The sequence below is a fragment of the Sporosarcina gallistercoris genome, assembly GCF_050459885.1.
GTDB classification, from domain to species: Bacteria; Bacillota; Bacilli; order Bacillales_A; family Planococcaceae; genus Sporosarcina; species Sporosarcina gallistercoris_A.
Genome location: NZ_JBCMNO010000005.1, coordinates 188838 through 215385, shown reverse-complemented (window position 1 = coordinate 215385; position 26548 = coordinate 188838). Strand labels below are relative to the sequence as shown.

At 43.3% G+C, this 26548-nt stretch carries 34 protein-coding genes and 1 riboswitch; of the genes, 4 read left to right on the top strand and 30 right to left on the bottom strand.

What is annotated here, in order from left to right:
- Positions 1-89 precede the first annotated feature (89 nt).
- The 17 genes from ABE021_RS03050 to ABE021_RS02970 all read right to left on the bottom strand — a co-directional run bounded on the left by ABE021_RS03050 (position 90) and on the right by ABE021_RS02970 (position 11891).
- Positions 90-974 carry a polyprenyl synthetase family protein gene (locus ABE021_RS03050; protein ID WP_430286694.1) on the bottom strand — a complete coding sequence of 295 codons (885 nt, stop codon included), beginning with the start codon at positions 972-974 and terminating at the stop codon, positions 90-92.
- Complete coding sequence (locus tag ABE021_RS03045) at positions 967-1209, bottom strand: exodeoxyribonuclease VII small subunit (RefSeq protein ID WP_430286692.1); 243 nt, start codon at positions 1207-1209, stop codon at positions 967-969. The genes ABE021_RS03050 and ABE021_RS03045 overlap by 8 nt, the downstream gene beginning before the upstream one ends.
- Positions 1210-2562, bottom strand: coding sequence for an exodeoxyribonuclease VII large subunit (gene xseA, locus ABE021_RS03040; RefSeq protein ID WP_430286690.1), 1353 nt, complete (start codon positions 2560-2562; stop codon positions 1210-1212).
- A gap of 86 nt (positions 2563-2648) precedes the next feature.
- Entirely contained in the window at positions 2649-3509 is an 861-nt protein-coding gene (gene folD / locus ABE021_RS03035; protein ID WP_430286688.1) for a bifunctional methylenetetrahydrofolate dehydrogenase/methenyltetrahydrofolate cyclohydrolase FolD, read from the bottom strand.
- A 5-nt stretch (positions 3510-3514) separates the two neighbouring features.
- Entirely contained in the window at positions 3515-3901 is a 387-nt protein-coding gene (gene nusB / locus ABE021_RS03030; protein WP_430286686.1) for a transcription antitermination factor NusB, read from the bottom strand.
- 110 nt (positions 3902-4011) lie between these two features.
- Positions 4012-4410: an Asp23/Gls24 family envelope stress response protein gene (locus tag ABE021_RS03025; protein ID WP_430286685.1), complete on the bottom strand. Its 399-nt coding sequence runs from the start codon at positions 4408-4410 to the stop codon at positions 4012-4014.
- 18 nt (positions 4411-4428) lie between these two features.
- Entirely contained in the window at positions 4429-5781 is a 1353-nt protein-coding gene (gene accC / locus ABE021_RS03020; RefSeq protein WP_430286683.1) for an acetyl-CoA carboxylase biotin carboxylase subunit, read from the bottom strand.
- Between the two features lie 14 nt (positions 5782-5795).
- Positions 5796-6323: an acetyl-CoA carboxylase biotin carboxyl carrier protein gene (accB, locus tag ABE021_RS03015; protein ID WP_430286682.1), complete on the bottom strand. Its 528-nt coding sequence runs from the start codon at positions 6321-6323 to the stop codon at positions 5796-5798.
- Positions 6324-6474: 151 nt separating this feature from the next.
- On the bottom strand, positions 6475-7020 hold the full coding sequence (locus ABE021_RS03010) for a SpoIIIAH-like family protein (protein WP_430286680.1): 546 nt from the start codon (positions 7018-7020) through the stop codon (positions 6475-6477).
- The gene (locus ABE021_RS03005; protein ID WP_430286679.1) at positions 7007-7438 is read right to left on the bottom strand and encodes a hypothetical protein; all 432 of its coding nucleotides are present in this window, start codon (positions 7436-7438) and stop codon (positions 7007-7009) included. The genes ABE021_RS03010 and ABE021_RS03005 overlap by 14 nt, the downstream gene beginning before the upstream one ends.
- A 258-nt stretch (positions 7439-7696) precedes the next feature.
- Positions 7697-8599, bottom strand: coding sequence for a stage III sporulation protein AE (locus ABE021_RS03000; RefSeq protein WP_430286677.1), 903 nt, complete (start codon positions 8597-8599; stop codon positions 7697-7699).
- A 7-nt stretch (positions 8600-8606) separates the two neighbouring features.
- Positions 8607-9005, bottom strand: a complete 399-nt coding sequence (locus ABE021_RS02995) for a hypothetical protein (protein ID WP_430286676.1) — start codon at positions 9003-9005, stop codon at positions 8607-8609.
- On the bottom strand, positions 8984-9193 hold the full coding sequence (locus ABE021_RS02990) for a hypothetical protein (RefSeq protein ID WP_025784730.1): 210 nt from the start codon (positions 9191-9193) through the stop codon (positions 8984-8986). Before ABE021_RS02990 ends, ABE021_RS02995 begins: the two co-directional genes overlap by 22 nt.
- Positions 9194-9319: 126 nt before the next feature.
- A complete protein-coding gene (gene efp, locus ABE021_RS02985; protein WP_430286675.1) occupies positions 9320-9877 on the bottom strand; it encodes an elongation factor P in 558 nt (185 codons plus the stop codon).
- Between the two features lie 20 nt (positions 9878-9897).
- On the bottom strand, positions 9898-10956 hold the full coding sequence (locus ABE021_RS02980) for a M24 family metallopeptidase (RefSeq protein ID WP_430286674.1): 1059 nt from the start codon (positions 10954-10956) through the stop codon (positions 9898-9900).
- On the bottom strand, positions 10956-11402 hold the full coding sequence (gene aroQ / locus ABE021_RS02975; protein ID WP_430286673.1) for a type II 3-dehydroquinate dehydratase: 447 nt from the start codon (positions 11400-11402) through the stop codon (positions 10956-10958). The genes ABE021_RS02980 and aroQ overlap by 1 nt, the downstream gene beginning before the upstream one ends.
- 60 nt (positions 11403-11462) lie before the next feature.
- Entirely contained in the window at positions 11463-11891 is a 429-nt protein-coding gene (locus tag ABE021_RS02970) for a hypothetical protein (RefSeq protein ID WP_430286672.1), read from the bottom strand.
- Positions 11892-12028: 137 nt separating this feature from the next.
- Between ABE021_RS02970 and ABE021_RS02965 the strand changes: the two genes are divergently transcribed.
- Positions 12029-13009: a DUF1385 domain-containing protein gene (locus ABE021_RS02965; RefSeq protein WP_430286671.1), complete on the top strand. Its 981-nt coding sequence runs from the start codon at positions 12029-12031 to the stop codon at positions 13007-13009.
- 40 nt (positions 13010-13049) lie between these two features.
- On the opposite strand, the gene ABE021_RS02960 is transcribed toward ABE021_RS02965, so the two are convergent.
- Positions 13050-13883, bottom strand: coding sequence for a lipoate--protein ligase family protein (locus ABE021_RS02960; protein WP_430286670.1), 834 nt, complete (start codon positions 13881-13883; stop codon positions 13050-13052).
- A gap of 148 nt (positions 13884-14031) precedes the next feature.
- Between ABE021_RS02960 and ABE021_RS02955 the strand changes: the two genes are divergently transcribed.
- Positions 14032-14376 (top strand): rhodanese-like domain-containing protein, encoded by a 345-nt coding sequence (locus tag ABE021_RS02955; RefSeq protein WP_430286966.1) that lies wholly within the window; start codon positions 14032-14034, stop codon positions 14374-14376.
- A 42-nt stretch (positions 14377-14418) separates the two neighbouring features.
- On the opposite strand, the gene gcvPB is transcribed toward ABE021_RS02955, so the two are convergent.
- From gcvPB to comGA, 10 genes are all read right to left on the bottom strand, one after another.
- Positions 14419-15903, bottom strand: a complete 1485-nt coding sequence (gcvPB, locus tag ABE021_RS02950) for an aminomethyl-transferring glycine dehydrogenase subunit GcvPB (RefSeq protein WP_430286669.1) — start codon at positions 15901-15903, stop codon at positions 14419-14421.
- Complete coding sequence (gcvPA, locus tag ABE021_RS02945; protein WP_430286668.1) at positions 15896-17242, bottom strand: aminomethyl-transferring glycine dehydrogenase subunit GcvPA; 1347 nt, start codon at positions 17240-17242, stop codon at positions 15896-15898. Before gcvPA ends, gcvPB begins: the two co-directional genes overlap by 8 nt.
- A gap of 48 nt (positions 17243-17290) precedes the next feature.
- Positions 17291-18391, bottom strand: coding sequence for a glycine cleavage system aminomethyltransferase GcvT (gene gcvT, locus ABE021_RS02940; RefSeq protein ID WP_430286667.1), 1101 nt, complete (start codon positions 18389-18391; stop codon positions 17291-17293).
- A 141-nt stretch (positions 18392-18532) separates the two neighbouring features.
- A riboswitch (glycine riboswitch) is annotated at positions 18533-18624 on the bottom strand.
- Positions 18625-18714: 90 nt separating this feature from the next.
- Positions 18715-19275 carry a shikimate kinase gene (locus ABE021_RS02935; RefSeq protein WP_430286666.1) on the bottom strand — a complete coding sequence of 187 codons (561 nt, stop codon included), beginning with the start codon at positions 19273-19275 and terminating at the stop codon, positions 18715-18717.
- A 161-nt stretch (positions 19276-19436) separates the two neighbouring features.
- Positions 19437-19883: a competence type IV pilus minor pilin ComGF gene (gene comGF / locus ABE021_RS02930; protein WP_430286665.1), complete on the bottom strand. Its 447-nt coding sequence runs from the start codon at positions 19881-19883 to the stop codon at positions 19437-19439.
- The gene (locus ABE021_RS02925) at positions 19880-20176 is read right to left on the bottom strand and encodes a hypothetical protein (RefSeq protein ID WP_430286664.1); all 297 of its coding nucleotides are present in this window, start codon (positions 20174-20176) and stop codon (positions 19880-19882) included. The genes comGF and ABE021_RS02925 overlap by 4 nt, the downstream gene beginning before the upstream one ends.
- A complete protein-coding gene (locus ABE021_RS02920) occupies positions 20169-20582 on the bottom strand; it encodes a hypothetical protein (protein WP_430286663.1) in 414 nt (137 codons plus the stop codon). The genes ABE021_RS02925 and ABE021_RS02920 overlap by 8 nt, the downstream gene beginning before the upstream one ends.
- 20 nt (positions 20583-20602) lie before the next feature.
- Positions 20603-20932, bottom strand: a complete 330-nt coding sequence (comGC, locus tag ABE021_RS02915; RefSeq protein ID WP_430286662.1) for a competence type IV pilus major pilin ComGC — start codon at positions 20930-20932, stop codon at positions 20603-20605.
- A 14-nt stretch (positions 20933-20946) separates the two neighbouring features.
- A complete protein-coding gene (comGB, locus tag ABE021_RS02910) occupies positions 20947-22032 on the bottom strand; it encodes a competence type IV pilus assembly protein ComGB (protein ID WP_430286661.1) in 1086 nt (361 codons plus the stop codon).
- A complete protein-coding gene (gene comGA, locus ABE021_RS02905; RefSeq protein ID WP_430286660.1) occupies positions 21995-22996 on the bottom strand; it encodes a competence type IV pilus ATPase ComGA in 1002 nt (333 codons plus the stop codon). The genes comGB and comGA overlap by 38 nt, the downstream gene beginning before the upstream one ends.
- A 264-nt stretch (positions 22997-23260) precedes the next feature.
- On the opposite strand from comGA, the gene ABE021_RS02900 reads away from it, so the two are divergent.
- Positions 23261-23503, top strand: coding sequence for a DUF2626 domain-containing protein (locus ABE021_RS02900; protein WP_430286659.1), 243 nt, complete (start codon positions 23261-23263; stop codon positions 23501-23503).
- A 31-nt stretch (positions 23504-23534) separates the two neighbouring features.
- Here ABE021_RS02900 and ABE021_RS02895 read toward each other — a convergent pair whose 3' ends face one another.
- Positions 23535-24170: an MBL fold metallo-hydrolase gene (locus tag ABE021_RS02895; protein WP_430286658.1), complete on the bottom strand. Its 636-nt coding sequence runs from the start codon at positions 24168-24170 to the stop codon at positions 23535-23537.
- 161 nt (positions 24171-24331) lie between these two features.
- On the opposite strand from ABE021_RS02895, the gene ABE021_RS02890 reads away from it, so the two are divergent.
- Positions 24332-24511, top strand: coding sequence for a DUF2759 domain-containing protein (locus ABE021_RS02890; RefSeq protein WP_025784750.1), 180 nt, complete (start codon positions 24332-24334; stop codon positions 24509-24511).
- Between the two features lie 92 nt (positions 24512-24603).
- Here the strand turns inward: ABE021_RS02890 and ABE021_RS02885 are convergent, their stop codons facing one another.
- Positions 24604-26505 (bottom strand): LTA synthase family protein, encoded by a 1902-nt coding sequence (locus tag ABE021_RS02885; protein ID WP_430286657.1) that lies wholly within the window; start codon positions 26503-26505, stop codon positions 24604-24606.
- Between the last annotated feature and the right edge of the window lie 43 nt (positions 26506-26548).

The following is a 26548-nucleotide window of genomic DNA, read 5'->3' as shown; positions in this document are numbered from 1 at the left end:
CACACCTTCATAAGTTAATACTACTGTTTCCGTTCATTTTCCTCATTATATCAACAATCAAACAAACAGTACCATTTAGACGCCTTGCTTTATGCGTTCCGATCGATAATATAATCTCCGATTTGCGCTAACAATGAACTTCCTAAACCAATTTCCTCCAAAGCCCCAAGCGCCTGATTGTGATGGTCTGCAAGTTTTTGTTGAGCACCTTCCAGTCCCAGGAGTGCAGGGTATGTACTCTTCTCACTGGCCGTATCTTTGTTTGCGGTCTTTCCAAGTTGCTCAGTAGAAGCAGTGACGTCTAGTATGTCATCTTTGATCTGAAAAGCAAGTCCGATATGCCTTGAAAACGTTCTTAGACTTTCCATTTTCGAATCGGATACTCTTGCAAGCAGCGCGCCTGACTCGATACAACATGCAAGTAAGGCACCCGTTTTATGGACATGGATTTCTTCGAGTTCCGTTAAGGTGAGTTGTTTACTTTCTCCTTGCATATCCAAAATTTGACCGCCGACCATTCCTGCCGCACCTGAAGCGATGCTCACAGCTTTCAAAATGGCAAGCACCGTTGTTGGATCTGTATGTTGAAGTGTTGCAAGTTGTTCAAACGCAAGTGTTTGCAAAGCATCTGCAGCTAGAACAGCTGCCGCTTCTCCAAACACAATATGATTCGTCGGATTTCCTCTCCTGAAATCATCATCATCCATGCATGGAAGGTCATCATGTATCAGAGAATAAGTGTGGATCAGTTCAATGGCGCCCGCTACTTGAATTGCATCATCTGAGTTGACTTCTAAATCTTGCAGAACTGCCAGGACCAGGAGAGGACGGATTCGCTTACCACCTGCACTTACAGAATAAGCCATCGCTTCCTGCAAGATATCCGGATAATTCTTTCCGTTAAAAAGCTCAGAAAAGTGGTTGTCTAAAAGCGGAATTTTTTCATCCATGAATTTTTTCAGCTGTTCACTCACTTGTTTCCTCTCCCTTCGAAGGATCCATTGATGTGGTCTCTCCGTTTTTGTCTACAATTGAGACGAGTTGTTTCTCAGCATGTTGCAATTTTTGCTGACAAAATGCAGAAAGTTCCATACCTTTTTTATACAACGCAATGGAATCTTCGAGTTGAACATCCCCAGTTTCAAGCTGTTGAACGATTTTTTCCAGTTCCAGCATCGCTTCTTCAAATTTCATCGAATCTGTTTCCATTCATGATTCCTCCTTAAGGGATTCAATCGATAGGATCTCCGCTATTACAGTACCGTCCTGCATATTCATCTCCACAGCGTCACCAGGCGCTAATGACTCGGCTTTCTTTACCAGTTCGCCTTCTTTGTATACAATTGTAAATCCTCGTTCCATGACACTCAGCGGGTTAAGTGCCTGCAGCATCCGGATACTGGTTAAGAAACGATCTTGCTTGCGTCCGAAAGAGAGACTCGCCGCACGCAGGAGCCTTTCTTCAGCCATAATCGAATCTTTTGTGCGTTGCTGCAGCCGCACCGTTGGTGAAACACCTTGCAACCGAGAATTGCTTTGAGTCAGTTTCTGTGATTTCCGATAAAGCAATTCACTATTGCCGCGAATAAGACGTTCTTCAAGCGATGATTGTTTTTCAATAAAGGGACGATACAATCGTTCAGGATATAGAAAAGGATATGCACTTTTCAAACGGTCCAACCGCTTTTGTTCCTGGGATAGACGAGTGGCAAGAAAACGATAGATCACTCTTTTGCGATCCAAAATGCGACCTGACAATTCTTCCTTTGCAGGGACCGCGAGTTCAGCAGCAGCAGTCGGGGTAGGCGCACGATGATCTGCAACGAAATCCGCAATTGTGGTGTCTGTTTCATGACCTACAGCGCTGATTGTAGGAATTCGACAAGAGAAAATCGCACGAGCTACTGCTTCTTCGTTAAAAGCCCATAAATCCTCTATCGAGCCCCCGCCTCTGCCAACAATAAGGACGTCAATATCGCCTTGGCGTTCCGCTAGTCCTATCGCTTGGACAATGGATGGAACGGCCTGTTTTCCTTGTACAGCGGCTGGAAATAATACTATTTCAGCCATAGGAAATCTACGACTTATTGTAGAGCAGATATCTTGGAACGCTGCACCTGATTCAGCGGTAATTACACCGACTTTCCTAGGAATCCAAGGCAGCGGCTGTTTCCAGCGCACGTCGAACAAGCCTTCCTTGCCTAGTTGTTCTTTTAGCTGCTCAAAGGCCAGAAAAAGAGCCCCAATGCCATCCGGTTCCATTGACTGAACATATAGCTGATACTGACCACTGCTTTCATACACATTAATATCGCCTGTTATCAGTACGTTCATGCCACTTTCTGGTCGGAACTTCAAACTCGAGGCATTGCCGCGGAACATAGCTGCTTGAATTCTGCTTTTATCATCTTTTAACGTAAAGTAAATGTGTCCGCTTGGATGAATTTTCACATTGGACAATTCACCTTTGATATAGACATTCCGCAAGTGTGGATCCGCATCAAATTTCCGCTTAATGTATTTAGTGACAGCTTGTACGGTTAAGTATGGATTACCAGACAACGAATTCCCCTCCTGCGAATAAAAAGCTGTCTCTCTCTGACAAGAAACAGCGCTGTTGAATTCTATGTAACGGCAAGTGCCGTTTTTTAAATATATTTACTGCACATCAATTGAGCACTTTGTAATGTGTTATTCAGCAACATGGTTACAGTCATCGGTCCGACTCCACCTGGAACAGGAGTGAGTGCACCTGCCTTCTCTTTTACACTATCGAAATCGACATCCCCACATAACTTTCCATTCTCGTCACGATTCATGCCCACGTCAATCACGGTTGCACCTTCTTTAATATGATCAGCCGTAATGTACTTTGCTTGACCAATCGCAACAATCAGGATGTCGGCTTGTCGTGTAAAAGCCATCAGATTTTCGGTCTTGGAATGGCAGTAGGTCACGGTAGCATCTTTTTGAAGAAGCAATTGCCCCATCGGTTTGCCTACGATATTGCTGCGCCCCACGATTACTGCATGCTTTCCTGATATTTCAGTGCCTGTGTGCTTAAGTAATTCCAAAATACCTGCAGGGGTGCACGAAACATATGATGTTTGTCCGATAATCATTTTCCCGACGTTCTCCGGATGAAAACCGTCCACATCTTTCTTTGGCGAGATGGCCCGTATCACTTTACTTTCATCGATATGAGGCGGTAATGGCAATTGAACAAGAATGCCGTGTATAGTCGGGTCGTTATTCAACCGTTCCACAGTTTCCAGCAATTCCTTCTGACTCACTTGGATAGGCAACTCGATCAGTTCCGACTTCATGCCGACTGCAGTACTCGATTTTTCCTTATTTCTAACATATGTACGAGAAGCTTGATCCTCACCTACGAGTACAACAGCAAGACCTGGACGACATCCTCTCTCGATGAGTCGTTCCACGTCTCTTTTGATCTCTTCACGAATTTTCGAACCGATTGCTTTTCCGTCTATTAGCACACTTGGCAAATCCGTCACATCCTTTGTTGTTCAAATTTCGACAGTACTCCATTCACAAATCGTCCTGATTTTTCGTCTCCAAATGTTTTACAAAGTTCAATGGCTTCATTCACTGCAACTTTATGAGGAACGTCCTCGTTGTACAGCAGTTCATATACCGCAAGCCGAAGAATTGTCCGTTCAATTTTCGGAAGTCTGTCCAATGACCAGTTTTCCAGTTTCTCAGTCAATACTTTGTCAATCTCTTCCTGCTTTTCACTTGTTCCTTTTACAAGCATTTCATAAAAAGAATCGATCGGTCCTTCAGAAATATAGCTAATTGCCTCTTCAACGGGCAGGGTTGTTCCATCAAGCTGGAAAAGGGTCTGAACCGCTTTTTCTCTCGCTTCTCTTCGTTTCATACTATTTGTCTCCTTCGTCACTGGTTCGTTTAGGCTTTATCATAGCACAAATGCTGTATGAAGATACAGTCACAACAGGCAAAAGCATCATCCGAAGATGATGCTTTTCGTCATTCTGTCACTGAAGTCATTTCAGAACGGATTCCCGTTACGTGGACATTGACTTCTCCTGTTTCTATCGAAGTCATATGATAGACGGCTTCTTTGATCTTTCTTTGAACATTTGCAGCTACCTGTGGAATAAGCTGGCCATCCTCTGCAATACAAAAGACGTCAATTATGAGTTTGTTATCTACCCATTCAGTTTTTACTCCTTTGCCGTACATAACTTTCCCAAGCCGCTCTGCAACCCCCGTTGCAAAGTTTCCTGAAGTCATTGCAATTCCTTGTACTTCAGAAGTCGCGATTCCAATAATAACTTCCAAAACTTCAGGAGCAAGCTCAATTTTGCCAAGACTCTCGCTCGCAGAGGAGTTTGCTTTTATAAACGAATTTGCTTTTTCAGCCATATCCGCGCGCCTCCTTCCTTAGTTTGAATTCATGATGTCATACGTTTCAAGAAATTTCGTGTCGAAATCCCCTGATTTGAATACGTCATGTTTCATGAGATTGTAGTGGAATGGAATCGTTGTCTTAACTCCTTCTACTACAAACTCATCAAGTGCACGTTTCATGCGGGCTACTGCTTCTTCTCGCGTATCCGCATGAACAATCAGTTTAGCTACCATAGAATCGTAAAACGGCGGGATTTTGTATCCCGGATAGACGGCCGAGTCGACGCGGACTCCATTTCCGCCCGGCGGAAGGTACATTTCAACCGTACCTGGTGAAGGCATGAAGTTCTTCTCAGGGTTTTCTGCATTGATGCGGCATTCGATCGACCAACCATTGATTTTAATGTCTTCTTGTTTAAATGGCAACTCTTCCCCAGCTGCAACTTTCAACTGCTGCTGAATCAAGTCAATTCCCGTGATCATTTCAGTTACAGGATGTTCTACTTGAATTCTTGTGTTCATTTCCATGAAATAGAATTTCTTATTGATATGATCGAAGATGAATTCCACCGTACCAGCACCTCTGTAGTTTACGGCTTCTGCCGCTTTCACAGCCGCTTGCCCCATCTCTTTTCGCAATTCAGGTGTAATTGCCGGAGATGGTGCTTCCTCCACTAATTTCTGCATACGGCGCTGAATGGAACAATCGCGTTCACCTAGGTGAACTGTGTTGCCATGCTTGTCCGCCAAAACTTGGATTTCAACGTGGCGGAACACTTCTATGAACTTTTCGAGATAGACGCCAGGATTCCCAAACGCAGCCGCAGCCTCTTTTTGAGTTACCTTGAGCCCCTTTTTAAGTTCCTCGGGATCACGTGCTACGCGAATCCCTTTGCCTCCGCCACCTGCAGTTGCTTTAATGATGACGGGGAATCCGATTTCGTGTGCTACCGTAAGCGCTTCCTCTTCATCTGCAACTAGCCCATCGGATCCCGGTACAATTGGAACGCCAGCTAGACGCATTGTTTCACGTGCGACGTCTTTAGTCCCCATACGTGCAATCGCATCAGAAGTGGGACCGACAAATTCAATATTCACTTCTTCACACATCTCAGCAAAGCTTGCGTTTTCCGCAAGAAAACCATATCCTGGATGGATTCCATCGCAGTCGGTCATCTTTGCGACACTTATGATATTTGAAAAGTTCAGGTAACTGTCTTTTGAAAGTTTTGGTCCGATGCAAAATGCTTCATCGGCAATTTTGACATGCAATGCATCGCGATCGGCTTCTGAATATACAGCAACTGTCTCAAGACCGAGCTCTTTACATGCACGGATAATACGGACAGCAATTTCGCCGCGATTAGCGATTAGAATTTTTTTCATCGTCCATTCCCCCTTCAATTTTCTTTTACAAGGAAAAGAGGCTGCCCATATTCGACAAGCTGTCCATCTTTGACGAGGATCTCAACAATCTCGCCAGATACTTCTGCTTCAATTTCATTGAATAGTTTCATAGCTTCAACAATGCAGACAACATCTTCAGTTCCGACTTTTTGTCCAACTTGAACAAACGGAGCCGCTTCCGGAGAAGACGACTTGTAAAAAGTGCCGACCATTGGAGATACGATACTTTTCAAAGACGGATCTGCAACTTTTTCTTCAGGTGCAGGTACTGCTACCGGTGCTTCCATTTGTTGAGGTGCTGCCAATTTTTCAGGTGCTGCCTGCTGAACTGCCTTCGCCCCTGAAGTGGAATCTTGTACGTCCGGCATTGGCGTTTGAACTTGGACGGGCGCCATAGTTGTACCGCTCGTATTGCTTTTTACGATTTTAATTTTCGCTCCATCCGCTTCATACGTGAATTTGTCGATTGAAGACTGATCGATAAGTTTAATGATTTCTCTAATTTCTTGAATCTTTAACATGAATGATTCTCCTGACTCCATAAAGTTTTGTTTTACACCCTCATCCTCTATAGTAGACGTTTTTAATGGATTTTGAAATAGTTAACCCCCATTTCACTTCTAAAAAAACTGTAAATAGAAAAAAAGACCCGGATTTTGGGTCTTTAACGGATTACTGATTCCCTGTGAAATCGACTTGTACCTTTTTAGCATCATCCCAACTTGCTAGAACGTATTGAGTGATTTCGTCAGCTAATTGTTTGGAATGTCCTTCTGTTGAAAGCACTGTCACCTTCACTTCCCCGTTTTCTGTTCGGACAAATGCTTCTGGATAACCGAGCGCCTTGATTTGTAATTCTAGTAACGCTTCCGCGGAATCTCGCTTGTTAAGTTCAGACATTTCTTCGAATGCTTCGTTTTTCTCTTCAGCTGTATAGTCAGGGGACGTCATCTTAGCATTCAGTTGCTCCGATTGTTTGCTACGCTCATCACGCACAGCCATCCGCATCTCTTCAAATACATATGACGTTGCAAACACAGGCGTCTGCTTATCGGATGAACCCTTTTTAGGAACTTCAGCCGTTTCAGTCATATCACTAGAAAATATGGAGATCCCGTCGAATGGCATAGGTGCTTTCTCTTTAATATAGTAAATCGAGATGACAGCAACAAGGCTCATTAGTGTTAAAAACCATACTGTGCGTTTATTTGTTCTCATCATAGTTCCCCCTTTTGGTCATTTCCACGATAACAATTCGATGTTCTGGTACTTGAAGGACAGCAGACAATATCCTTGTAAGTTCAGATTTGAGGCCCGGCTTGCCGGCTCCTTCCGCCACAACAAGTACACCGGTCGCTTCGTTTGTGCTGGAGTCCGCTGACTTGGTGAAGTAATCAGTAAGCGGTGATTTTTCTTCAGTTCCCTTTGGTGGATGAAGGTATATGGAAACCTCTCCCACTCCGTCGATCTTTTTCAATGCGGATTCAAGTTCGGCAGCTTCTGTGCTCCCCTCCTTTTCGATAGACTTCCCGGACGTCGTTCCTTCTGAATTCCAGGGTGGATTGAGTAAGATGAATACGAGAACCGTGATTCCCATGAATAGGATCACTTGCATTTTCCCAGTCGGTTTTTGCATGACATCACCATTCCATCTGTCTGTTTAGGACCGGGGGCCTGTTCATCTATGAAACAATGTATGCACGTTTTTCTCTTCCTATAACCTTAGAAAGGAAAAGATATTCAGCAGTAGCCACATACCAGCAGCAAGTTTGGCCAAGTGTCCGAATTCTTCCCTTCTGGTTTCTGGCAGCATCATAGACAACACCCCTGAGAGAACCGAAATCAAAACAACACCCATTAGAAACTTGTCATTTCAAGTCCCCCCCTTTTTCAGTCACCTCATTGAAAGTTTCACGAAAACGATAAAAAATAAGACCGTATAAACGAAAGCGAAAATCATAAGAAATGTAATGGCACATAGCACAAATAACGAACGGCCGATATCGTCCAAAACATCTGAGAGCTCCGATGAAGTGAACGGCTCTATAAGAGCAGCGCACCAACGGTACAGAAAGGCCAAGACCAAGGTTTGTACGACTGGCAGGATGGCGATTCCCCATAACGTTATTAACAGCCACCCCCCGACCATGAATCCAGCTCCGGAAGAATAGCGTCCAAGAGCTCCCATGCTATCTGTTACGAAAGACCCGACGAACGGGATGTTCTGTCGAATCAATTCTTTCAGCGGCTCACTCGCCGCCTCAGAAATCCCCCAAGAAACCGCGCCTCCAGCGGTGATGAAAATTGAATAAGCCGCAACAATTGAAGAAACCACTGCTAACAGTGTTGTCCTCAGCATGTCCGAAAGTTTGGAATACGAAATAAGAGGATTCAACCGGGTAACGATATCGAATAGCAAAGCCGTAGTGACTAAAGGCAACAACAATCTATCCGCAAAAAACACAGCCCCATTTGCGAACAATAACAATGCTGGTTGGAAGTTGAGCAGACTTAGTGCATTTCCTGAAATCGCCATTCCAGCAGTCAGAATGGGATAGCTCGTAACAAACAACATGGCAATCGACTTCATGAGTTTTTGTATCATTAAAAGCTGCTCAAACGCCGGCCGTAAAACGACAAGAACAATCACAATATAAAGTAATTGCTTCGTCCACTCAGAGAATGAAGGGAATAGATAGTTCAAGACGGTTGCCATGAGCGCAATAATCAGTACTACTATGAAGCTATAAAGCAAGCCACTAATTAGTGATTGAAAGAAATCGAGTATGGTGATCATCCCCCATTCACGGCGAGATAAGCGCGGTGAGTGTCTGTATGAGATTGATAAGCTCAGGCAGCCAGAAGGACAGGATGGCGATTTTGACCACAAATTGAGCTAAATTTGCAAGCGACGGATATCCGGATTCAGCTAAATGTTGTGTTATCGCTTCTGAAATGAAAAATAGGAATGCGCTAATTAGCAGTAGTCGCCCATACGGCTCAGGGACACCATGAAAAATATCACTCAACTTTTTAATGAACGGAATCAGCACAGTCATCATGATGTACGCAAGGACGAACAGAAACAGTGCACTATACAAGATCGGATGTAACTGCGGGACAGCAAAACGGATGATGAGCAGCAATAGGAAAACAGCCAGCAATTGAAAAAGGAGCGCCATTACATCGCCAAAGAAAGCCATTGGAAGAACTCGGAAATCTCAGTGAAGAAAATCTTTAAAAATCGGATCATTTCGACTGCGATGTACAAATACGCAATGAAAAATAAGAAAAAAGAGAACTCTTTCTTCCCTGTCTGTTCGAAGAAAATGTGCAAACAACCGATAACCAGTCCGATGCCGGCAATTCGCAGTAAGTCATTCAATTCCATCCGGCGATCCTCCTCCTGTTTCACTATACGCAAGAGCTTCAGACAATATGAAAAACGCTTACCTATTCGATTTGAATAGGCAAGCGTTCTATTGGTCACTGATATTGAATTCCAACGTTAAAGAGATTATGCGCGTGACACATATTCCCCTTCTTCTGTATTGATGATGAGTTTGTCCCCAATGTTGATGAAGAATGGCACTTGTACAGTAAGACCTGTTTCAAGTTTTGCCGGTTTCGATCCGCCACTCGCAGTGTCTCCTTTAATACCTGGTTCAGTTTCAGCTACTTCCAGTACAACTGTTGACGGTACTTCAACACCAAGAACTTCTTCTTTGTATTGAATAACGTGCACTTCCATGTTTTCTTTCAAATAGTTCAATTCTTCTTCAATCTGCTTTGTAGGCAGCTCGATTTGTTCGAAACTTTCATTATCCATGAAGACATGCTCGTCGCCGTTAGCATATAGATACTGCATGCGTTTGTTATCAATTTGTGCTTTAGCTACTTTTTCGCCTGCACGGAAAGTTTTCTCGTTGACGTTCCCTGAACGTAAGTTACGTAATTTCGATCGTACAAATGCGGCACCTTTACCCGGTTTAACGTGTTGGAATTCCATGACACGCCAAATATCGCCGTCCACTTCAATTGTCAAACCTGTTTTAAAATCGTTTACTGAAATCATTCCGTTTCCTCCAATAGCTCTTATAAAATTTGCAGTTCTTTTGTAGAGTGAGTCAACCGTTCACATCCATTTTCCGTAATTACGAGATCGTCTTCAATCCTTACGCCTCCGATGCCAGGCAAATAGATGCCTGGTTCAGCCGTAACTGTCATGTTCGGTACAAGAATTGTTTCCGAACGGAAAGACAGCCCAGGAGCTTCGTGGACTTCCAGACCGATTCCGTGACCTGTGGAATGACCGAACGCGTCTCCGTACCCTTTTGAAACAATGTAATCCCGTGCAATCGCATCCGCTTGTATACCGGTCAACCCTGGTTTGATGCCTTCAACTGCAAGTTTCTGCGCAGCAAGAGTAATCTCATAGATTTCCCGCATTTTTTCCGAAGGTTCACCGACAGCCACTGTTCGCGTTATGTCAGAGATGTATCCATTATACAACGCACCATAATCCAATGTCACGAGTTCTCCGGATTGAATTTTTTTGTCGGTCGCTACGCCGTGTGGAAGTGCACCACGAATGCCCGAAGCGACTATTGTATCAAATGACGAAGAAGCTGCACCTTGCTTACGCATGAAGAACTCCAATTCATTCGATACTTCAAGTTCCGTCATACCTGCTTTGATGAATCCACATATGTGCGTGAAAGCATCATCCGCTATTTTAGCTGCTTGCTTTAGCACAGCCAACTCTTCAGGCGTCTTGATAATCCGTAGTTTTTCAACAAGACCGGAAGTTGGAATGAGTTCAGCTGCCACTTTACTTTTATATAGTTCGTACAAACCAAATGTTAAATCTTCTTTTTCAAATCCGAGACGGTCCACTTTCATTTGAACGACTTGTTGAGCAACCTCTTCAATGATTGTTTTTTCATGCTGAACGATCCGGAAGTCTTTGATTTGTTCCGCTGCCTGCTCCATATATCTGAAGTCGGTGAGGAATACCGCATCGTCCTTGGATATGATTGCGACACCGGCAGTCCCTGTAAAGCCAGTCATATAACGGCGATTGTAACCACTAGTAACCAGTAGTGCATCCAATTCTTTTTCAGCCAATATTTCTCTAAGTTTTGTAAGTTTCATTACTCTCTTTCCCTCTCCATTCTACGGATCAATGCAAGCGCGCCCAGCTCATATCCATCGGTGCCTAATCCTGAAATCTGCCCGGCACATACTGGAGCAAGCATAGAGTTCTGCCTGAATGACTCTCGGTTATGTATATTCGAAATGTGTACCTCCACCACTGGCAGATTCACAGATGCTATCGCATCTCGAATAGCGACACTTGTATGAGTGAAGGCACCTGGATTAAAGACGATCCCAAAGACACCCTCGTCTGCCGCTTGATGAATGCGGTCAATCAATGCCCCCTCATGGTTAGATTGAAAACACGATAACCCGACATTATGATCCATGCATAACGTGTGGATGCGAGTTTCAATATCCCCAAGCGTTTCATGACCATATATATCAGGTTCCCGTTTTCCTAACCGATTCAAATTTGGACCATTCAGCAGCAACAAATCCATTGTCCATCAACCCCTAGCTATTTTCCTTTCTATTTTATCATAACATTTAGACGAGGTAACCTATTTCGCTTTCTTTGGCAGCTCAGTTTTCATAAAAACTGCAGTTCCGACGACAAACCTAGTAATCATGGCGATAAGACAAAGAAAAGGGATCGAAACTGACTTAAAAGCAGATCCGACAGAAACAGGTCTTGAAATCGTCCATTCCACTGCACAAACCAATATAACAGCCAGCCCAATCGATGTGATTGATGGAGGTATTTTTATGGTGAACTGAAGAACACTGTAAAGGGCGATGAATACAAGGCCTAAAACGATAATAAGTACTAGCCATTTCACAATCGGCGATTCCTTAGGCATGATATCCCATTTCCGGGACCATCCAATTGGTGACCATTTCACAAAATGAAATACCTTGAGAAATTTCAGACTCAGTGCGGTTAGTAAACCAGCCACTAAAGCTGTCCAAAAAAGTGTAGGTTTATGCATAGTTGTCCCCTCCTGCTTAAAGTGTCGACCGATCTCAAGATTTTAAACGTGATGGTGGAGCAATCACTTGATTTCCTGTACAATAAAAACATTGATGATACAAAATTGAGATTTTATAAAGAAAGTGTGGGCTGTACATGGAAAAGAATCAGCAATCCCCTGCCTATGGCGGTCAGGCTCTTATTGAGGGCGTCATGTTTGGAGGGAAACAACATACAGTAACCGCAATTCGTCGGAAAGACGGTACGATTGATTATTTTCACGTACTGAAAGAGAGCAGCCCTATCCGACAAAAATTGAAAAAGATCCCTTTGGTCAGAGGAATCGTGGCCCTAATTGAATCTGCGGGGCTCGGCTCAAAACATCTTACATTCGCTAGTGATCATTACGACGTGATGCCTGGTGAAGAAGTTGAAAAAACAGATGAAGATACTTCTAAATTGACTATGATTTTAGGAGTAGCCGCAGTCGGAGTACTCTCATTCGTCTTTGGAAAGTTCGTTTTCACCTTATTCCCAGTTTTCCTTGCAGGGCTTTTCCATCCGATCTTCCCAGGAAAGACTATACAAATCCTGTTGGAGACATTTTTTAAACTAACTCTCTTACTAAGTTACGTATCCCTTATCTCGATGACGCCTCTTATTAAAAGGGTCTTCAAGTATCATGGAGCGGAACATAAAGTCATTAACGCATATGAAAACGACCTTCCAATGACTGTTGAGAATGTACAGGCTCAATCACGATTGCATTATCGTTGTGGCAGCAGTTTCTTATTATTCACCGTTATTGTCGGGATGTTCATTTATTTCCTAGTGCCTACTGATCCATTCTGGCTGCGTATTGTGAATCGGATTTTGCTGATCCCTGTTGTTCTCGGAGTATCATTTGAAGTGCTTCAACTAACGAATGCTGTACGCAGCGTCCCAGTACTTCGTTTCTTAGGTTATCCAGGGTTATGGCTCCAGTTGTTAACAACAAAAGAGCCCGATGATGATCAAGTGGAAGTCGCGATTGCTTCTTTCAACAAATTGCGTGAAATCGAAATACATGGTGAAGCAGTCCTGACGAATCCATCTCCTCTATCTCCGGAAAGTGAAATGAGCACTGTGAACCTATAAAGAAAAAAGGAAGGCTTCCTCTTCAGGGAGCCTTCCTTTTTCATTTTCGATATGTCCATTCATCATTCGCGTATTTCCGATCTTCAATTTCTCTGACAACCTTAAGTTGTTCCGGGCTGAGAACGTAGGGCACCAGCTCGAGATTGAGTGCTTTTTCAAATCCTTTAGAAAAGGCTTCAGAACAATCTGCTACCGTGATGCCACGAGCAGTCAACCGGTCAATCGCGACCGCTTTTTCCGGGAGTCCTTTTCGTACTTGTTCCCTGATTTCTTCTGAAGCGAATTTAAAGAGGGACACCAGTTTTTCTTCGTCCAAACTGAGTAAAATCGCTCCATGCTGTAAAATCACGCCTTTTTGACGTGTTTGAGCACTGCCCGCCACTTTTTTCCCTTCCACGACAAGCTCATACCAACTGGAAGTGTCGAAACACACTCCGCTTTTCGGACGTTTCAGCTGTTCCGATACTTGTTCAGAAGGAACCGAAAAAGAAGCTTCCAATCCGAGGTTCCGGAATCCTTCAAGCAATCCACCCGAAATGACCCGATAAGCTTCAGTCACTGTCTCAGGCATGTCCGGATAGTCTTCTGAAACGATTACACTGTATGTAAGTTCATGTTCATGCAACACACCCCTTCCCCCAGTAGGTCGCCGCACGAATCCAAGTCCATGCCGCTCCACAGCTTCCATATCGATTTCCTTAGCCACACTTTGGAAATAACCAATGGAGAGGGTTGCAGGTTCCCATTCGTAAAAACGAAGAACCGGGCCGATCTCGCCTTTGCTATGCCAGTCGAGCAGTGCTTCGTCCAATGCCATATTAAAGGATGGTGTACACTTCCCCGACTGAATATAATTCCATTTCATTTTTTCCATTACACCCCGCCTTTCCCATCTTAACGAACTCAATTTTATCATTGCAATTGAACATGTGCCACTTAATCCTTATAATGAAGAATGAGATAGAAAGGGGAAAGATGTTTTGAATGCTAATTGGTATGTATTAATAGGACTGTTAGTTGTAATGATTGCTTATTTCGTCTTTACAGCTCTTCGTCTACGCAAAGCGGTTACGAATTTGACTCAAGAGCAATTCATTGAAGGTTACCGGAAAGCGCAGCTGATCGATGTACGGGAACCAAAAGATTTTGATGCAGGACATATACTTGGTGCCCGCAATATCCCTTATACTCAATTGCGACAGCGGTATAAAGAAATCCGTGCTGACAAACCCGTTTACTTGTACGATCAAAATGGAGGGAAGAGCGCGCGTACAGCTTTATTCCTGAAAAAGAAGGACTATACGCAACTTTACCATTTACAAGGCGGATTCCGTACTTGGTCTGGTAAAGTGAAAAGTAAAAAGTAATGGTATGAAAAGGACCGAAGCCCTTAGGCTTCGGTCCTTTTGTTATGCTTTTACTAATTCTTCTTCAGTCTGTGGCGTGTAACGAAGCACTGGTTTTCGCGCTGCTTTCGTTTCGTCCAAACGACTGATGACCGTCGTATGAGGTGCTTCTTGAACGATTTCAGGGTTTTCTTCCACTTCTTTAGCGATTTGGATCATCGCATCGATAAAGGAATCGAGTGTTTCTTTCGATTCTGTTTCAGTGGGCTCAATCATCATGCCTTCTTCAACATTGAGCGGGAAGTAGACCGTTGGCGGATGGAAACCGAAATCGAGCAGGCGTTTCGCCATATCGAGCGTACGGACGCCGAGTTTCTTCTGCCGGCGGCCCGATAACACAAACTCGTGCTTACAATGCTGCCGGTATGGAAGGTCGAAATACGGTTCCAAACGACGCATCATGTAGTTTGCATTCAAAACTGCATTTTCAGTAACTGCTTTCAAACCATCCGGGCCCATCGAGCGGATATATGTGTAAGCGCGCAGGTAAATTCCGAAATTCCCGTAGAACGGCTTCACACGACCAATGGATTGTGGAATGTCATAGTTGAACGTGTACACGTCATCGCGCTTTTCCAAAACAGGCTTTGGCAAGAAGGCTGCAAGATCCTTTTTAACGCCTACCGGACCTGAACCAGGACCGCCGCCGCCATGTGGACCCGTGAATGTTTTGTGTAAGTTCAAGTGAACCGCGTCAAAGCCCATATCTCCAGGTCTTGCTTTGGACATGACTGCGTTCAAGTTGGCACCATCGTAGTATAACTTCCCGCCAACACCATGAACGATCTTCGCCATTTCCATAATATGCTCTTCGAACAGGCCAAGAGTATTCGGGTTCGTCAGCATGAGAGCTGCCGTATCATCTCCCACTTTCGCTTTCAAGTCCTCGATATCCACGAGCCCGTTTTCATCGGAATTCACTGTGATGGTATCGAATCCGGCGACTGTTGCAGATGCAGGATTCGTTCCATGCGCGGAGTCAGGAACAAGCACTTTAGTACGCCCTGTATCCCCATTGGCTTCGTGGAATGCACGGATCATCATCAAAGCAGTCCATTCCCCATGCGCTCCAGCTGCAGGTTGAAGTGTGACCTCATCCATACCTGTTATTTCACATAGATGTTCCTGCAAGTCGTAAGCGATTTCCATTGCTCCTTGAACAGTGGACTCGTCTTGCAGAGGATGAATGTTTGCAAACCCTGGAATCCGCGCAACCGCTTCGTTTATTTTCGGATTGTATTTCATTGTACAAGAGCCAAGCGGATAGAACCCTGTGTCAACACCGTGATTCCGATTCGACAATGCAGTATAGTGCCGCATAATATCGAGTTCAGAAACCTCAGGTAGTTCTGCATCCTGCTTCCTGATCATTGTATCAGGAAGCAATTCCGACAAATCCACTTCAGGAACATCCAATTCAGTTAGGCTGTATCCAATACGGCCAGGTTTTGATACTTCAAAAATGAGTGGTTGGTTTTCGTTATGCATGGACGGCCTCCATTTCTTGCACAAGTGCATCAATCTCTTCTTTTGTACGTTGCTCAGTCACTGCGAACAATGCGTGATTTTCCATTCCTTCGAAGGTTTTACTAAGGTCATATCCACCGATAATCCCTTGTCCAAGCAATTGTTTGTTCAACTCTTGAACTGGACGTTTGCAATCGACTACGATTTCGTTAAAGTGCTTATTCCCACCAAGAACAGTGAATCCGGCATTCTCGAACGCTTGCTTAGCATAATGGGTCTTTGCATAATTTTGATAAGCAATTTCACGCGCACCTGTTTTTCCGAGGGCCGTCATTGCAACAGATGCTGCAAGGGCATTCAATGCTTGGTTTGAACAAATATTCGATGTGGCTTTATCGCGACGAATGTGCTGTTCGCGTGCTTGCAATGTGAGGACATACCCGCGGCGTCCTTGTTCATCTGTCGTTTCACCAACAAGACGCCCTGGAACTTTACGCATCAATTTCTTCGTCACTGCAAAATATCCACAGTGCGGTCCACCGAACTGTTCTGGAATGCCAAAAGGTTGTGCATCTCCAACCGTAATATCTGCTCCAAGTTTTCCAGGAGGGGTTAAAATGCCAAGAGCCAATGGATTGGACGAAACGACAAACAATGCTCCGTGATCATGTGCTAACTCACCGATTTCCTGCAATTCTTCCACTTGACCAAGAAAGTTCGGATATTGAACAAGGACAGCAGCCGTATCATCAGCTAGCAAGTTCTTTAATTCTTCAATATCCGTCATGCCATCTTTCTGTGGAATCGTGATTACTTCAATCAGCTGGCCATCCGCATAAGAGCGGACGACATCGCGGGATTCAGGATGTACCGTTTCTGAAATGAGCAGCTTCTTGCGTTTCGTATGTCCCGCTGCAAGCGTTCCCGCTTCTGCAAGCGCAGTCCCTCCATCATACATTGAGGAGTTTGCAAGATCCATCCCTGTCAATTCACAAATCATCGTTTGGAATTCAAAGATCGCTTGAAGTTCCCCTTGGGAAATTTCCGGCTGATATGGTGTATAGGCTGTGTAGAATTCCGATCTGGAAATTACATGATCGACAATAATCGGTTTGTAGTGATCATAAACCCCTGCTCCAAGAAAAGATGCGTATTGTTTGGAATCAGCATTTTTTGCAGCAACTCGTGAAAGTTCTTTCAGTAATGCAGATTCGGACTTCGCTTCCTTTATTGCTAAATCCCTAGTAAAGCGAACACTTTCAGGTATGTCTGAGAAAAGCTCGTCCACGGATGAAATTCCGATCACGTTCAACATTTCTTCACGATCAGCTTCTGTCATTGGCATATAACGATGCATCATAATCAGTTCCCCTCTTTCCCTTTGTACGGAAATTTTTTCCGCTTCACTTCATGAGCGTTTATAGAATGGTGTTTCAATAATTCTAGCTTTCAGCCTTTTGTTTCTGACTTCCACTTCAAGTCCCGTTCCCAATTCAGAAATATCCCGGTTCACTAAAGCAAAGCCGATGTTCTTTTTCAAAGTTGGGGATTGCGTCCCAGTCGTAACTTCACCGACCAACTCGTCGTTGTGGTACACAGGATAGCCCGTTCGTGGAATTCCTTTATCGATCATCTCGATCCCCACCAATTTACGAGGAATCCCATCATTTTTCTGAGCAGCCAACGCGGATTTCCCAAGGAAGTCTTCTTCCTTTTTCAGTTTCACCACAAAACCAAGCCCTGCTTCCAGGGGAGAAATGTCTTTCGACAATTCCTGACCATACAATGGCAGACCCGCTTCGAAACGAAGTGTGTCGCGAGCACCTAAGCCTGAAGGTAAGAGGCCGTCTTCTTTGCCTTCAGTTAAAATTGCATCCCACAGCTTCACTGCCGCTTCTGGTGCACAATAGATTTCAAATCCGTTTTCTCCAGTGTAGCCTGTTCGGGAGAGAAGTGTTTTTTCGCCAGCCACTTTCACATCGTCCTTAAAACGGAAGAATCTGATTTTTTCCAATGGTTCATCTGTCAGACGCTGTAATATCATTTCTGCTTTCGGTCCTTGCAACGCTAACAATGACCAGCTTTCTGATTGATTGTCAATTTTAACATCGTTGCCTGCTTGCTGCTTCATCCAGCCGACATCTTTTTCAATATTGGAAGCATTTACGACTAATAGGAAGTCATTATCACTCCGTTTATAGATTAACAAATCGTCGATTGTGCCTCCGTCTTCGTAACACATAGCGGTATACTGAGCTTGCCCAACGACTAATTTAGAAACGTCGTTCGTCATGAGTTTTTGCAAGAAAGCAAGTGCGCCTTCTCCACTGACAACGACTTCTCCCATATGGGATACATCGAAGAGTCCAGCAGCTGTTCGGACAGCCTCATGTTCCGCTTTGATGCCTGAAAATTGTACCGGTAACTCCCAGCCACCGAAATCGATGGTTTTTCCATTATAAGGTATGTAGCTTTCAAAAAGTGGTGTTCGTTTCAATGATACTGACAACCCATTCTCCCCCATTCATCTTCAAAAAAAAGAAAAAGGCCCCCCTTTTATTAAAAGAGAGCCCCTGTCCATTCAACTGAATGCTCCGCATAGCGGAAACAAATTTCAGTGGTCAGCTTAGTCCGACACTGTTCAGAGATGCGTCCAACATGAGTCTTTTTGCCTGAGAGATTCATGACGTGATCACTTGCTCCTTCGGCGGCGCTTATAGCGCTCTCTCCCCATGTATTCATCCGCACTATTCAATTCACTCGAAATAGTTCAAGATTCGGAAAACTAACATCTATCGAACCTATCTTACCAGTTTGACGATTGAAGTGCAATTATTTTTGGGTGTTTTTCGACGTCTCCCGATGAACAGGGATCAAATTGGAGTTACCAGACAAGCGTTCCATTTGAAAAGCGATGTATTCCGTGACTTTGCTGAGTGAGCGCTGTCGTGTCTGGACAACGAAATGCGCAGATTCTTTATACGCATCGTACCGTTTTTGATAAAGTTTTTCAATTTCAGAACGTGTTGAACGCTGGACGATCGGTCTGTTTTTATCTGTCGCTATACGGCGCCATATGTCTCGAAAAGGGGCGTCCAGGAAAAAGACAAGTCCACTATCGCGCATGAGCTTCCGATTTTCCTTACGCATGGCGACGCCGCCACCCGTTGCAATAATACACTTTTCGTCTCGAAATGTCTGAAGGAATTCCGTCTCCATATCACGAAATCTCTCTTCACCGTAAGTTGCAAATATTTGCGGGATTGTCATACCCGTTTTTTGTACGATTTCATGATCCATGTCATAAAAAGGGAGCTTGGTAAAAAAACTCAACCTTTTGCCGATTGCACTCTTCCCACATCCCATGAATCCAACTAGGTATACTTTGTTCATAAAATCATCCGCTCTGCATTATAGTTATCGCTGACTTCTCGTAAAAAGTTCCCAGCGAATCATAAGTTCCATATAAACTACTATGCCATGAAACGAATGTAAAAAGAAAGAGGGAGACGAAAAATAAAAATGCAAGCGCCATTACCAGAGCCACTCCGCGTTCATTTTTCACGAAGTCCAACTGCAACCCTCCTTTGACGTTCAGTACCGTCTAGAAGCATTACAGAGACTACTAGTAATGGACCTTCATCGATAAATTTCACTTTTTTAACGTTTGTGAGCAGCGGAACATGCCCTTGACTGGCGACTCTACGCCGAATCACTCCTCCGACGCTGCTATATTCGGTATCATTTGATGGATTTAGTGAATACGCGGTTAAAACCGTTCCATCAGAGTTGACCCCTATCCTAGTCACCGCTGAGAGATCCGCTTGCAGATCTACCATAAACAATTCCCATTCGGTGCTTTCGCTATCTGTCAATTGTTGGTACGCAGATTCCTTATAAAGCAGAAAGACGATGATGAGATGCAAGAATGCAGCCGCAATGACTAGTTGTAACAAACTTTCGAGCAAAGTATAGCCTGACTCACAACGAACTGAATTCATGGGGTACAAATCATTTCTGTGCTAAAAGACGACGGGAATGTGACACACAGCTGACCATTTTCCGCAGACCATTCATAGTCAATTCCCTCTTCGGTACGAACGCCTTCACTGATTCCATAAGTCTTATAAAGGAGCGCCCCTTGATACAAAGTTTCTTTTGCTCTCATCTCGTGTTTTTTGTGTTCTAATCCAGACAGCATCCGAAATGATAATGGCAATAGCGTACTGAAAATCACCACCATAATCGTTAACGTCAACATCGCTTCCGGCCAGGAGTAACCAGACTCATTCATAGATCAGCATTCTCCCCCTTTGGAATTGGAACTTTATTTTTTTCGATCCGCTGAAAGTCTCAAAATTCATGGTTCCTGTTTTGTACATGTTTCCATTTTCCATGAAACTGATATTCTTCAATGTACTTGTATTGTCGAATTTTATGGATGGAGGAAAATCGGTCTTAATTTTTTCATTACTATCCGAGTAGGTCACAGAATACGATTTCCCCTCATTTGTGAAACTTAGCCACGTCGTAGTTTGGTGAGCCATGGAATAGGCTTGCATGTGCTGAATGGTGGCCTTGAAGGCTTCGAGCCCATCCCGCTCCGATTGCACAGTTGTCCAACCGCTGCTCACCGGTACGACTAGCGCAGTGAGTACTCCTACTATTGTAAGAACTAGAAGCAATTCCAAAAAAGTCATTCCTCGTTCCTGTATGGTGATCACTCAGTTCCTGCAGCAGCTTTAGGATTAATCACCTTTCCTTCTGCATTGATGGTCAGTTCGGTCCCATCCGGACACTTCGGCTCTGCAGGCAAGTACCCTTTTGCAGTTAAGTCTGCCAAACTCGTTGGAATTCCTTTCGTATCCATTTTATATGCTTGCACTTGTCCCTCCACCATTTTCAAATAGGCATCGCATCCCTTTACATCTATGGATTTCGAGTGCTTGGTCACATTCGGTATTGCCACCAAAATAAGCACGGATATTATTAAGAGGACAATCATCATTTCAATCAAAGTGAACGCTTTCTCATTACGTAAGAATTTCATTGAATCTGCTCCTTTTACATGTTTTTTATCATTCCATAGACGGGCAGTAAAAGCGCTAAATATGCTGCAATTATACAAACCGCTAAAATAACGAATAAAATAGGTTGTAACATGGCCATCATCTTGTTCACTTTCCGATCGATTTCATTTCCCAACTGTTCGCTATAAAGTAATAACTCTTTAGCTAAATGGCCACTATCCGAACCATGCTTTGCGAAGAATGACAACTCACGGGTGAGCCCATCCGTAAAATCGATCGCTATGTGAAAAGGTTCGCCTTTGCTCGCTTGCTTATGAATGGAAAGTGCAATTTGCGCTAGAATAGGATCCGTTTTCTGTCGTATTAAAATGAGCATGGCCTCCTGTATGGTATTTCCTGCTATGAGCAAATTACCAGTCTCAGAAGCAAAAAGCCGGGTCCATGCACTGCTATACATCTCTCCAACAATGGGTACCGCTAACACTTTCTTTATTTTCACTTCAGGATGCAATCGTCTCAAATAGAATCTACCCGTTACGAAAAGGAAGCCGCCTACTCCAAGTGCACCCAAAAGAAAATCAGGGGCTTTCGCAACAATATGCGGTAAGTACTTTTCAATCCCTTGAGTCACCGAGGAGCGCGAGGTTGCCAGCGCTTCAAAGTTTGGTAAAAAGTAGATTTTAAAAGCGATTAACAGCAGTGCCATGGCAAACATGAGCACCACTGGATAGGTCGCAGCTTGAATGAATTTCTGCTTACGCACTTCCGCTGCTTTTAGCCGGACGGAAGCACCATTCAATGCATCCGCTAATCTTCCATCACTCTCGGATAGCTCGATAGACAACAAAATCCTATCCGGGAAACCGAGCGCTCTCAATACCTCGGAAACATTAGCACCTTCCCTGAAAATGTCTTCCACTTTCATTATTAGACTTAAACTATTTTTACTATGATGAGGTAGCAATAGCGAAAAACATTCATGGATCGTGTAGCCTTCCTGGAGCAATTCAGATACTCTCAATAAAAACATCGACTTGTCAGTCAGGACATATAATCGCGCCTTTTTCCTTGAATACCAACGTTCACGGAGTGGAACTGGAGCTGCTGTACTTTCTCGCAAGGGTTTCGACTCTCCCTTCTTCATAAAGAGAAATAGGTTGGTTATTACTGAGCGAATTTTTAAGTTCTTCCAACTCTTCACCTTGATAGATTTCAAATACAGCAGCCAATTCTCCGTCAGATTTACGAATAAGCCGCTGGGCGGAAATACAAACAGCTGTTTGACGAAGTTCTTCTGCTGATATACCGAAATCCCTCATCCTATAAAAACAGCCTAGCGGGTCTTTGGCATGGACTGTAGTCAGAACAAGATGTCCTGTCAATGAAGCTTGCACAGCGATTTTTGCTGTTTCTGCATCGCGGATTTCACCAATCATGATCACATCAGGCGAATGGCGTAAAATCGCTTTGAGTCCGGCGGCATACGACATTCCAGCGCGTTCATTCACTTGGATTTGCAATAAATGGTTATGAGGACTTTCAACTGGGTCTTCTAATGTAATCACATGTCGATCCAACTCATTGACACAATGTGATGTTAACGAATAGATAGTTGTGGTCTTGCCAGAGCCTGTCGGACCGGTGATCATGAAAAGTCCTTGTCGCTGAGTAATCGACTGTTTCAGCATGTCTGCCCAGGAAGGATCCAAGCATAACTGATCAAGCGGAACAACTCGGTCATGTTGTTGAATTCGGATAACTGCACTCTCGTGAAGATGTATGGATGGAATTGTTGAAATTCGAAATGAGTAATTCTTATTGTTGAATTGTTTGTGGAAAGAACCGCTTTGGGGTTTTCGGCGGTCACTGATATCGAGGGAAGAAAGGAATTTATAAAATGAAATCATCCGGGTCGCCAACTGTGGGGGGAGTTTACCGATCCGTTCCAGCTTCGTACTTCTTTTGTGAAATAAGCCATAGCCCTCTTCTGTAGGAACGAGATGAACGTCTGTTGCATCCACGTCAATGGCTTTCTGCAATAATTGAAAACATTTTTGTTCAATTACGTTTTCTTGAGTTTCCAATGCACACCCCTCTCTCTTAAAACATAAGACCGCTTTATGTCTTGCCCATAGTATAATACCAGCTTCAACAAAAGGGAATGCTTTGCGTGAAAATAGCATTATGGATACCCAACGCCGTATATAAATTCATATTCAATTCTTTTAGTATTCCGTAAACATCACCGATCTGTCACAACGTGTCCTTTACTTTGAGTTTACTTTTGACAGCTCTATCCTATATAATAAAGAGGAGTTTATTGTATTGTTGTAAGGAGGGACGCACTTATGGATAATATGTTCAAGCTGTGTGGTTTCTGGACAGGGATTTTCGCAGTTATGTTTTTTGTTGGTCACATGAACCAAGTCGCACTTCTATTTGTCGCTAGTACTATTTTCTTCATGTTGCTTGGCTACATGAAACTCACGGAAAGAATGTACTTGTATATGTTCGGCGCGTACTTGATGATATTTACAGTTGGGTTCACGTACTATGCAACATTCATTCACGTACCAGGAGCAGGTCACTAAAAGTAAAACAGCCGAAATTCGGCTGTTTTTTTTAAAATCCGTTTAGAAATGGATTTGAATCCATCTCATCTTTAGGTGTTGTTTTCGGGCCGTGGCCTGGATAGACTTTGTAGTCATCATCCAAAGACAGCAATTGCTGCTCAATAGCTGTCAGCAGTTGATGTGTGTTGCCACCTGGCAGGTCTGTACGTCCAATGCCTTGACGGAATAATGTATCTCCGACAACTACGAAACGATCATCATGGAATACGTAGCTTACGCTTCCTGGAGAATGACCTGGCGTATGACGCACTTCAAATTCAAAGGGCCCCAGCTGCATGACACCATCACGCTCAATGACGTGATCCGCAAGTCCGCACACGACGGGTGGCAACATCGGGTATTTCGCAGATCCATTTAACTCGGGGCTGCGTAACCAAAGATTTTCGTCTTTATGGATGTAGACTGGAATGCCGTATTTTTTACGGATCGTCTCAAGCGCACCTATATGGTCAAAATGGGCATGGGTCAATAAAATCGCTAATGGCTTCAAACTGGCTGATTCGATTACTTCTATAATTTTCTCTGGCTGTTCCCCAGGATCTATTATTAGGCAACTGCCTTTGCTATCGCTAATGAGATAACAATTTGCTTGAATAGGTCCTAGTGGCAATGTTTTTATCTTCATAGGAATCGCCTCCTCCCCTTTATAGTACGGAATCTTCGAAAAGATTTCAAACAATCGTCACGTTTACAGCTCGACAAACCGTTATTGAAACAGTACAATAGAAGGTGAGTATTGCTAACTAGGCATTCATCTGTTCTTTTTTGAAAGGAGTGTCATCATTTATGAATCTTTTAATGGTTATTTTTGGTCTTATTGCAATTTTAGCTGTAGTTGGAACCGTACAAGGGTTCAAAGAGCGCAACTTGCTCAGTATCGTCTTCAACCTATTGGCAGCCGTAATTTTTGGTGGCTTTACAATTGCAACAATTGTTTTCCAAGGCTATCCACCGTCATTGCATTAATAAAAAACGTCCTTTGCTTAAGTGCAAAGGACGTTTTTTTAGTATTAAAGAAAGAAAACCCGATTGTAGACACACAATCGGGTTTTCTTTTACTATTTGCCTTTTATTTCAGTTTCCGCTTCTTGATGATCTTTCTGGCCATCTTTAAATCGTAATAAATCACCATTGATAATAGAATCTGAGTACTCGAGTTCCTTATTCGCCCGCTCTATATAAGGCGCGCAAAGCTCTTTATCAGTGGGTTCTCCAGTTTCAGCATCATAGCAGACTTCATGTGCGTAGACATATTTATCCGTGACGAATCTTCCATCTCTAAATATGACAAAGTCTTCATGCTCCTTAGAAAACAAATCAGAACCAAATTGCATGTCTTCTTTCGTGTCAATTCCGGCTAAGTTTAGAACAGTTGGTCGAATATCCATTTGCCCTGCTACTTCATGCATCACTTTCCCCTTACCGTTACCAGGGATGTGAATGAAGAAAGGGACTTTCTGAAGCTCAGTATTATCAAAAGGAGTAATCTCTTTGTTCAAATACATACTCATTGCTTTATTGTGATTTTCTGAAATACCATAGTGATCTCCGTACATCACAATAATGGAATTATCGTAAAGATCGTTCTTTTTCAGTTCTTCGAAAAGTACTTTGATGGATTCATCCAAATAACGCGAAGTCTGGAAGTATTTATTCAATGTTTTCGAATTTGAAGTATAGGGTGGTATCAACATATCTTCATCATCCAAATCAAATGGGTGGTGATTTGTCAAAGTCAGCAAACGTGAAGAAAACGGCTGAGGCATTTCTTTCATCATCTGTACAGACTGTTCAAAATATGGGATGTCTTTCATTCCCCAGTTTACAGCCTGGCCTTCTTCAATGGTATAACTCTCAACATCATAGAATTTTTCAATACCAAGCGCTTTGTACATAATGTCGCGGTTCCAGAAACTTCGATTATTCGCATGCATGACGTTCGTGAAATATCCATTGTCAGCAAGTTTTTCTGACATGGAATCATACGTATTGCCGCTATGTGTAAAGAACACAGCACTGCCGTTTCGAGGATAGATCGAGTTTTCTGTAATGAATTCCGCATCCGATGTTTTTCCTAGTCCGGTCTGATGATAGAAATTATCAAAGTAGAAGGTATCCTTATCTTTTGTCAACTCGTTCAGGAATGGTGTAATTACATGCCCATCCATTTCCTGATTAATGACAAAACTTTGAAGTGATTCCAGTGAAATCATAATTATATTACGACCCTTTGCATCTTCAAACATATCTACGCTTGGTTCTTTATGATTTGCATGAACATAGTTCTCTACTTCCGTAAGCTCACTTCCGTCAGCAAGTACTCGCTGCGCATGAGATTTCGACTGAATGATCAAATCATAAATGTGATAGTTATACGTACCGATGTTTTTCACGAGCAATTCTCGATCGAAACTTCGTGTCAATAATTGCGGACGTTCCGCTTCGGCAAGACCTAAGTTGACCATGAACAAAGCTGCTGTTGCGATGAAGTAAATCCGGCGCCCCATTTTAAATTGACGTACCGACTCCGTTGATAGAGGTATAAATTTCACAGCAAGTGCAACAATAATTACATCAGTAAAGAAGAAAATATCAGTTCCATGAATATTGGCCATGACTGATGAAGATAAATCTCCAAAGTTATTTGTTTGGAATAGCGTAGGAATCGTGATGAAATCGCTGAAGAAACGATAAAATACCGCATTCGCAAACATAACAATAGATGTCAACAAACTCACAGTGATCAGGTAGGCATTACGGCGCTTCGGTGTTTTGATAAAAAGCGCTGCTCCATACACTAATAATAAGAAACTGAGGGGGTTTATAAAGAGGATCAGTTGTTGAACCATGTTGTCTATACTCATATTGAAGCTCGTCAGATAGCCGAAGTAGGTAGTTAGCCAGGTTGCAATTACTGCAATCACAAGTACCGAGTGTTTCGGCCAGGTAAATCTGGTCATGTCATCTCTTCCTTTCTAAATCATAAACATCCATCTACCTTAT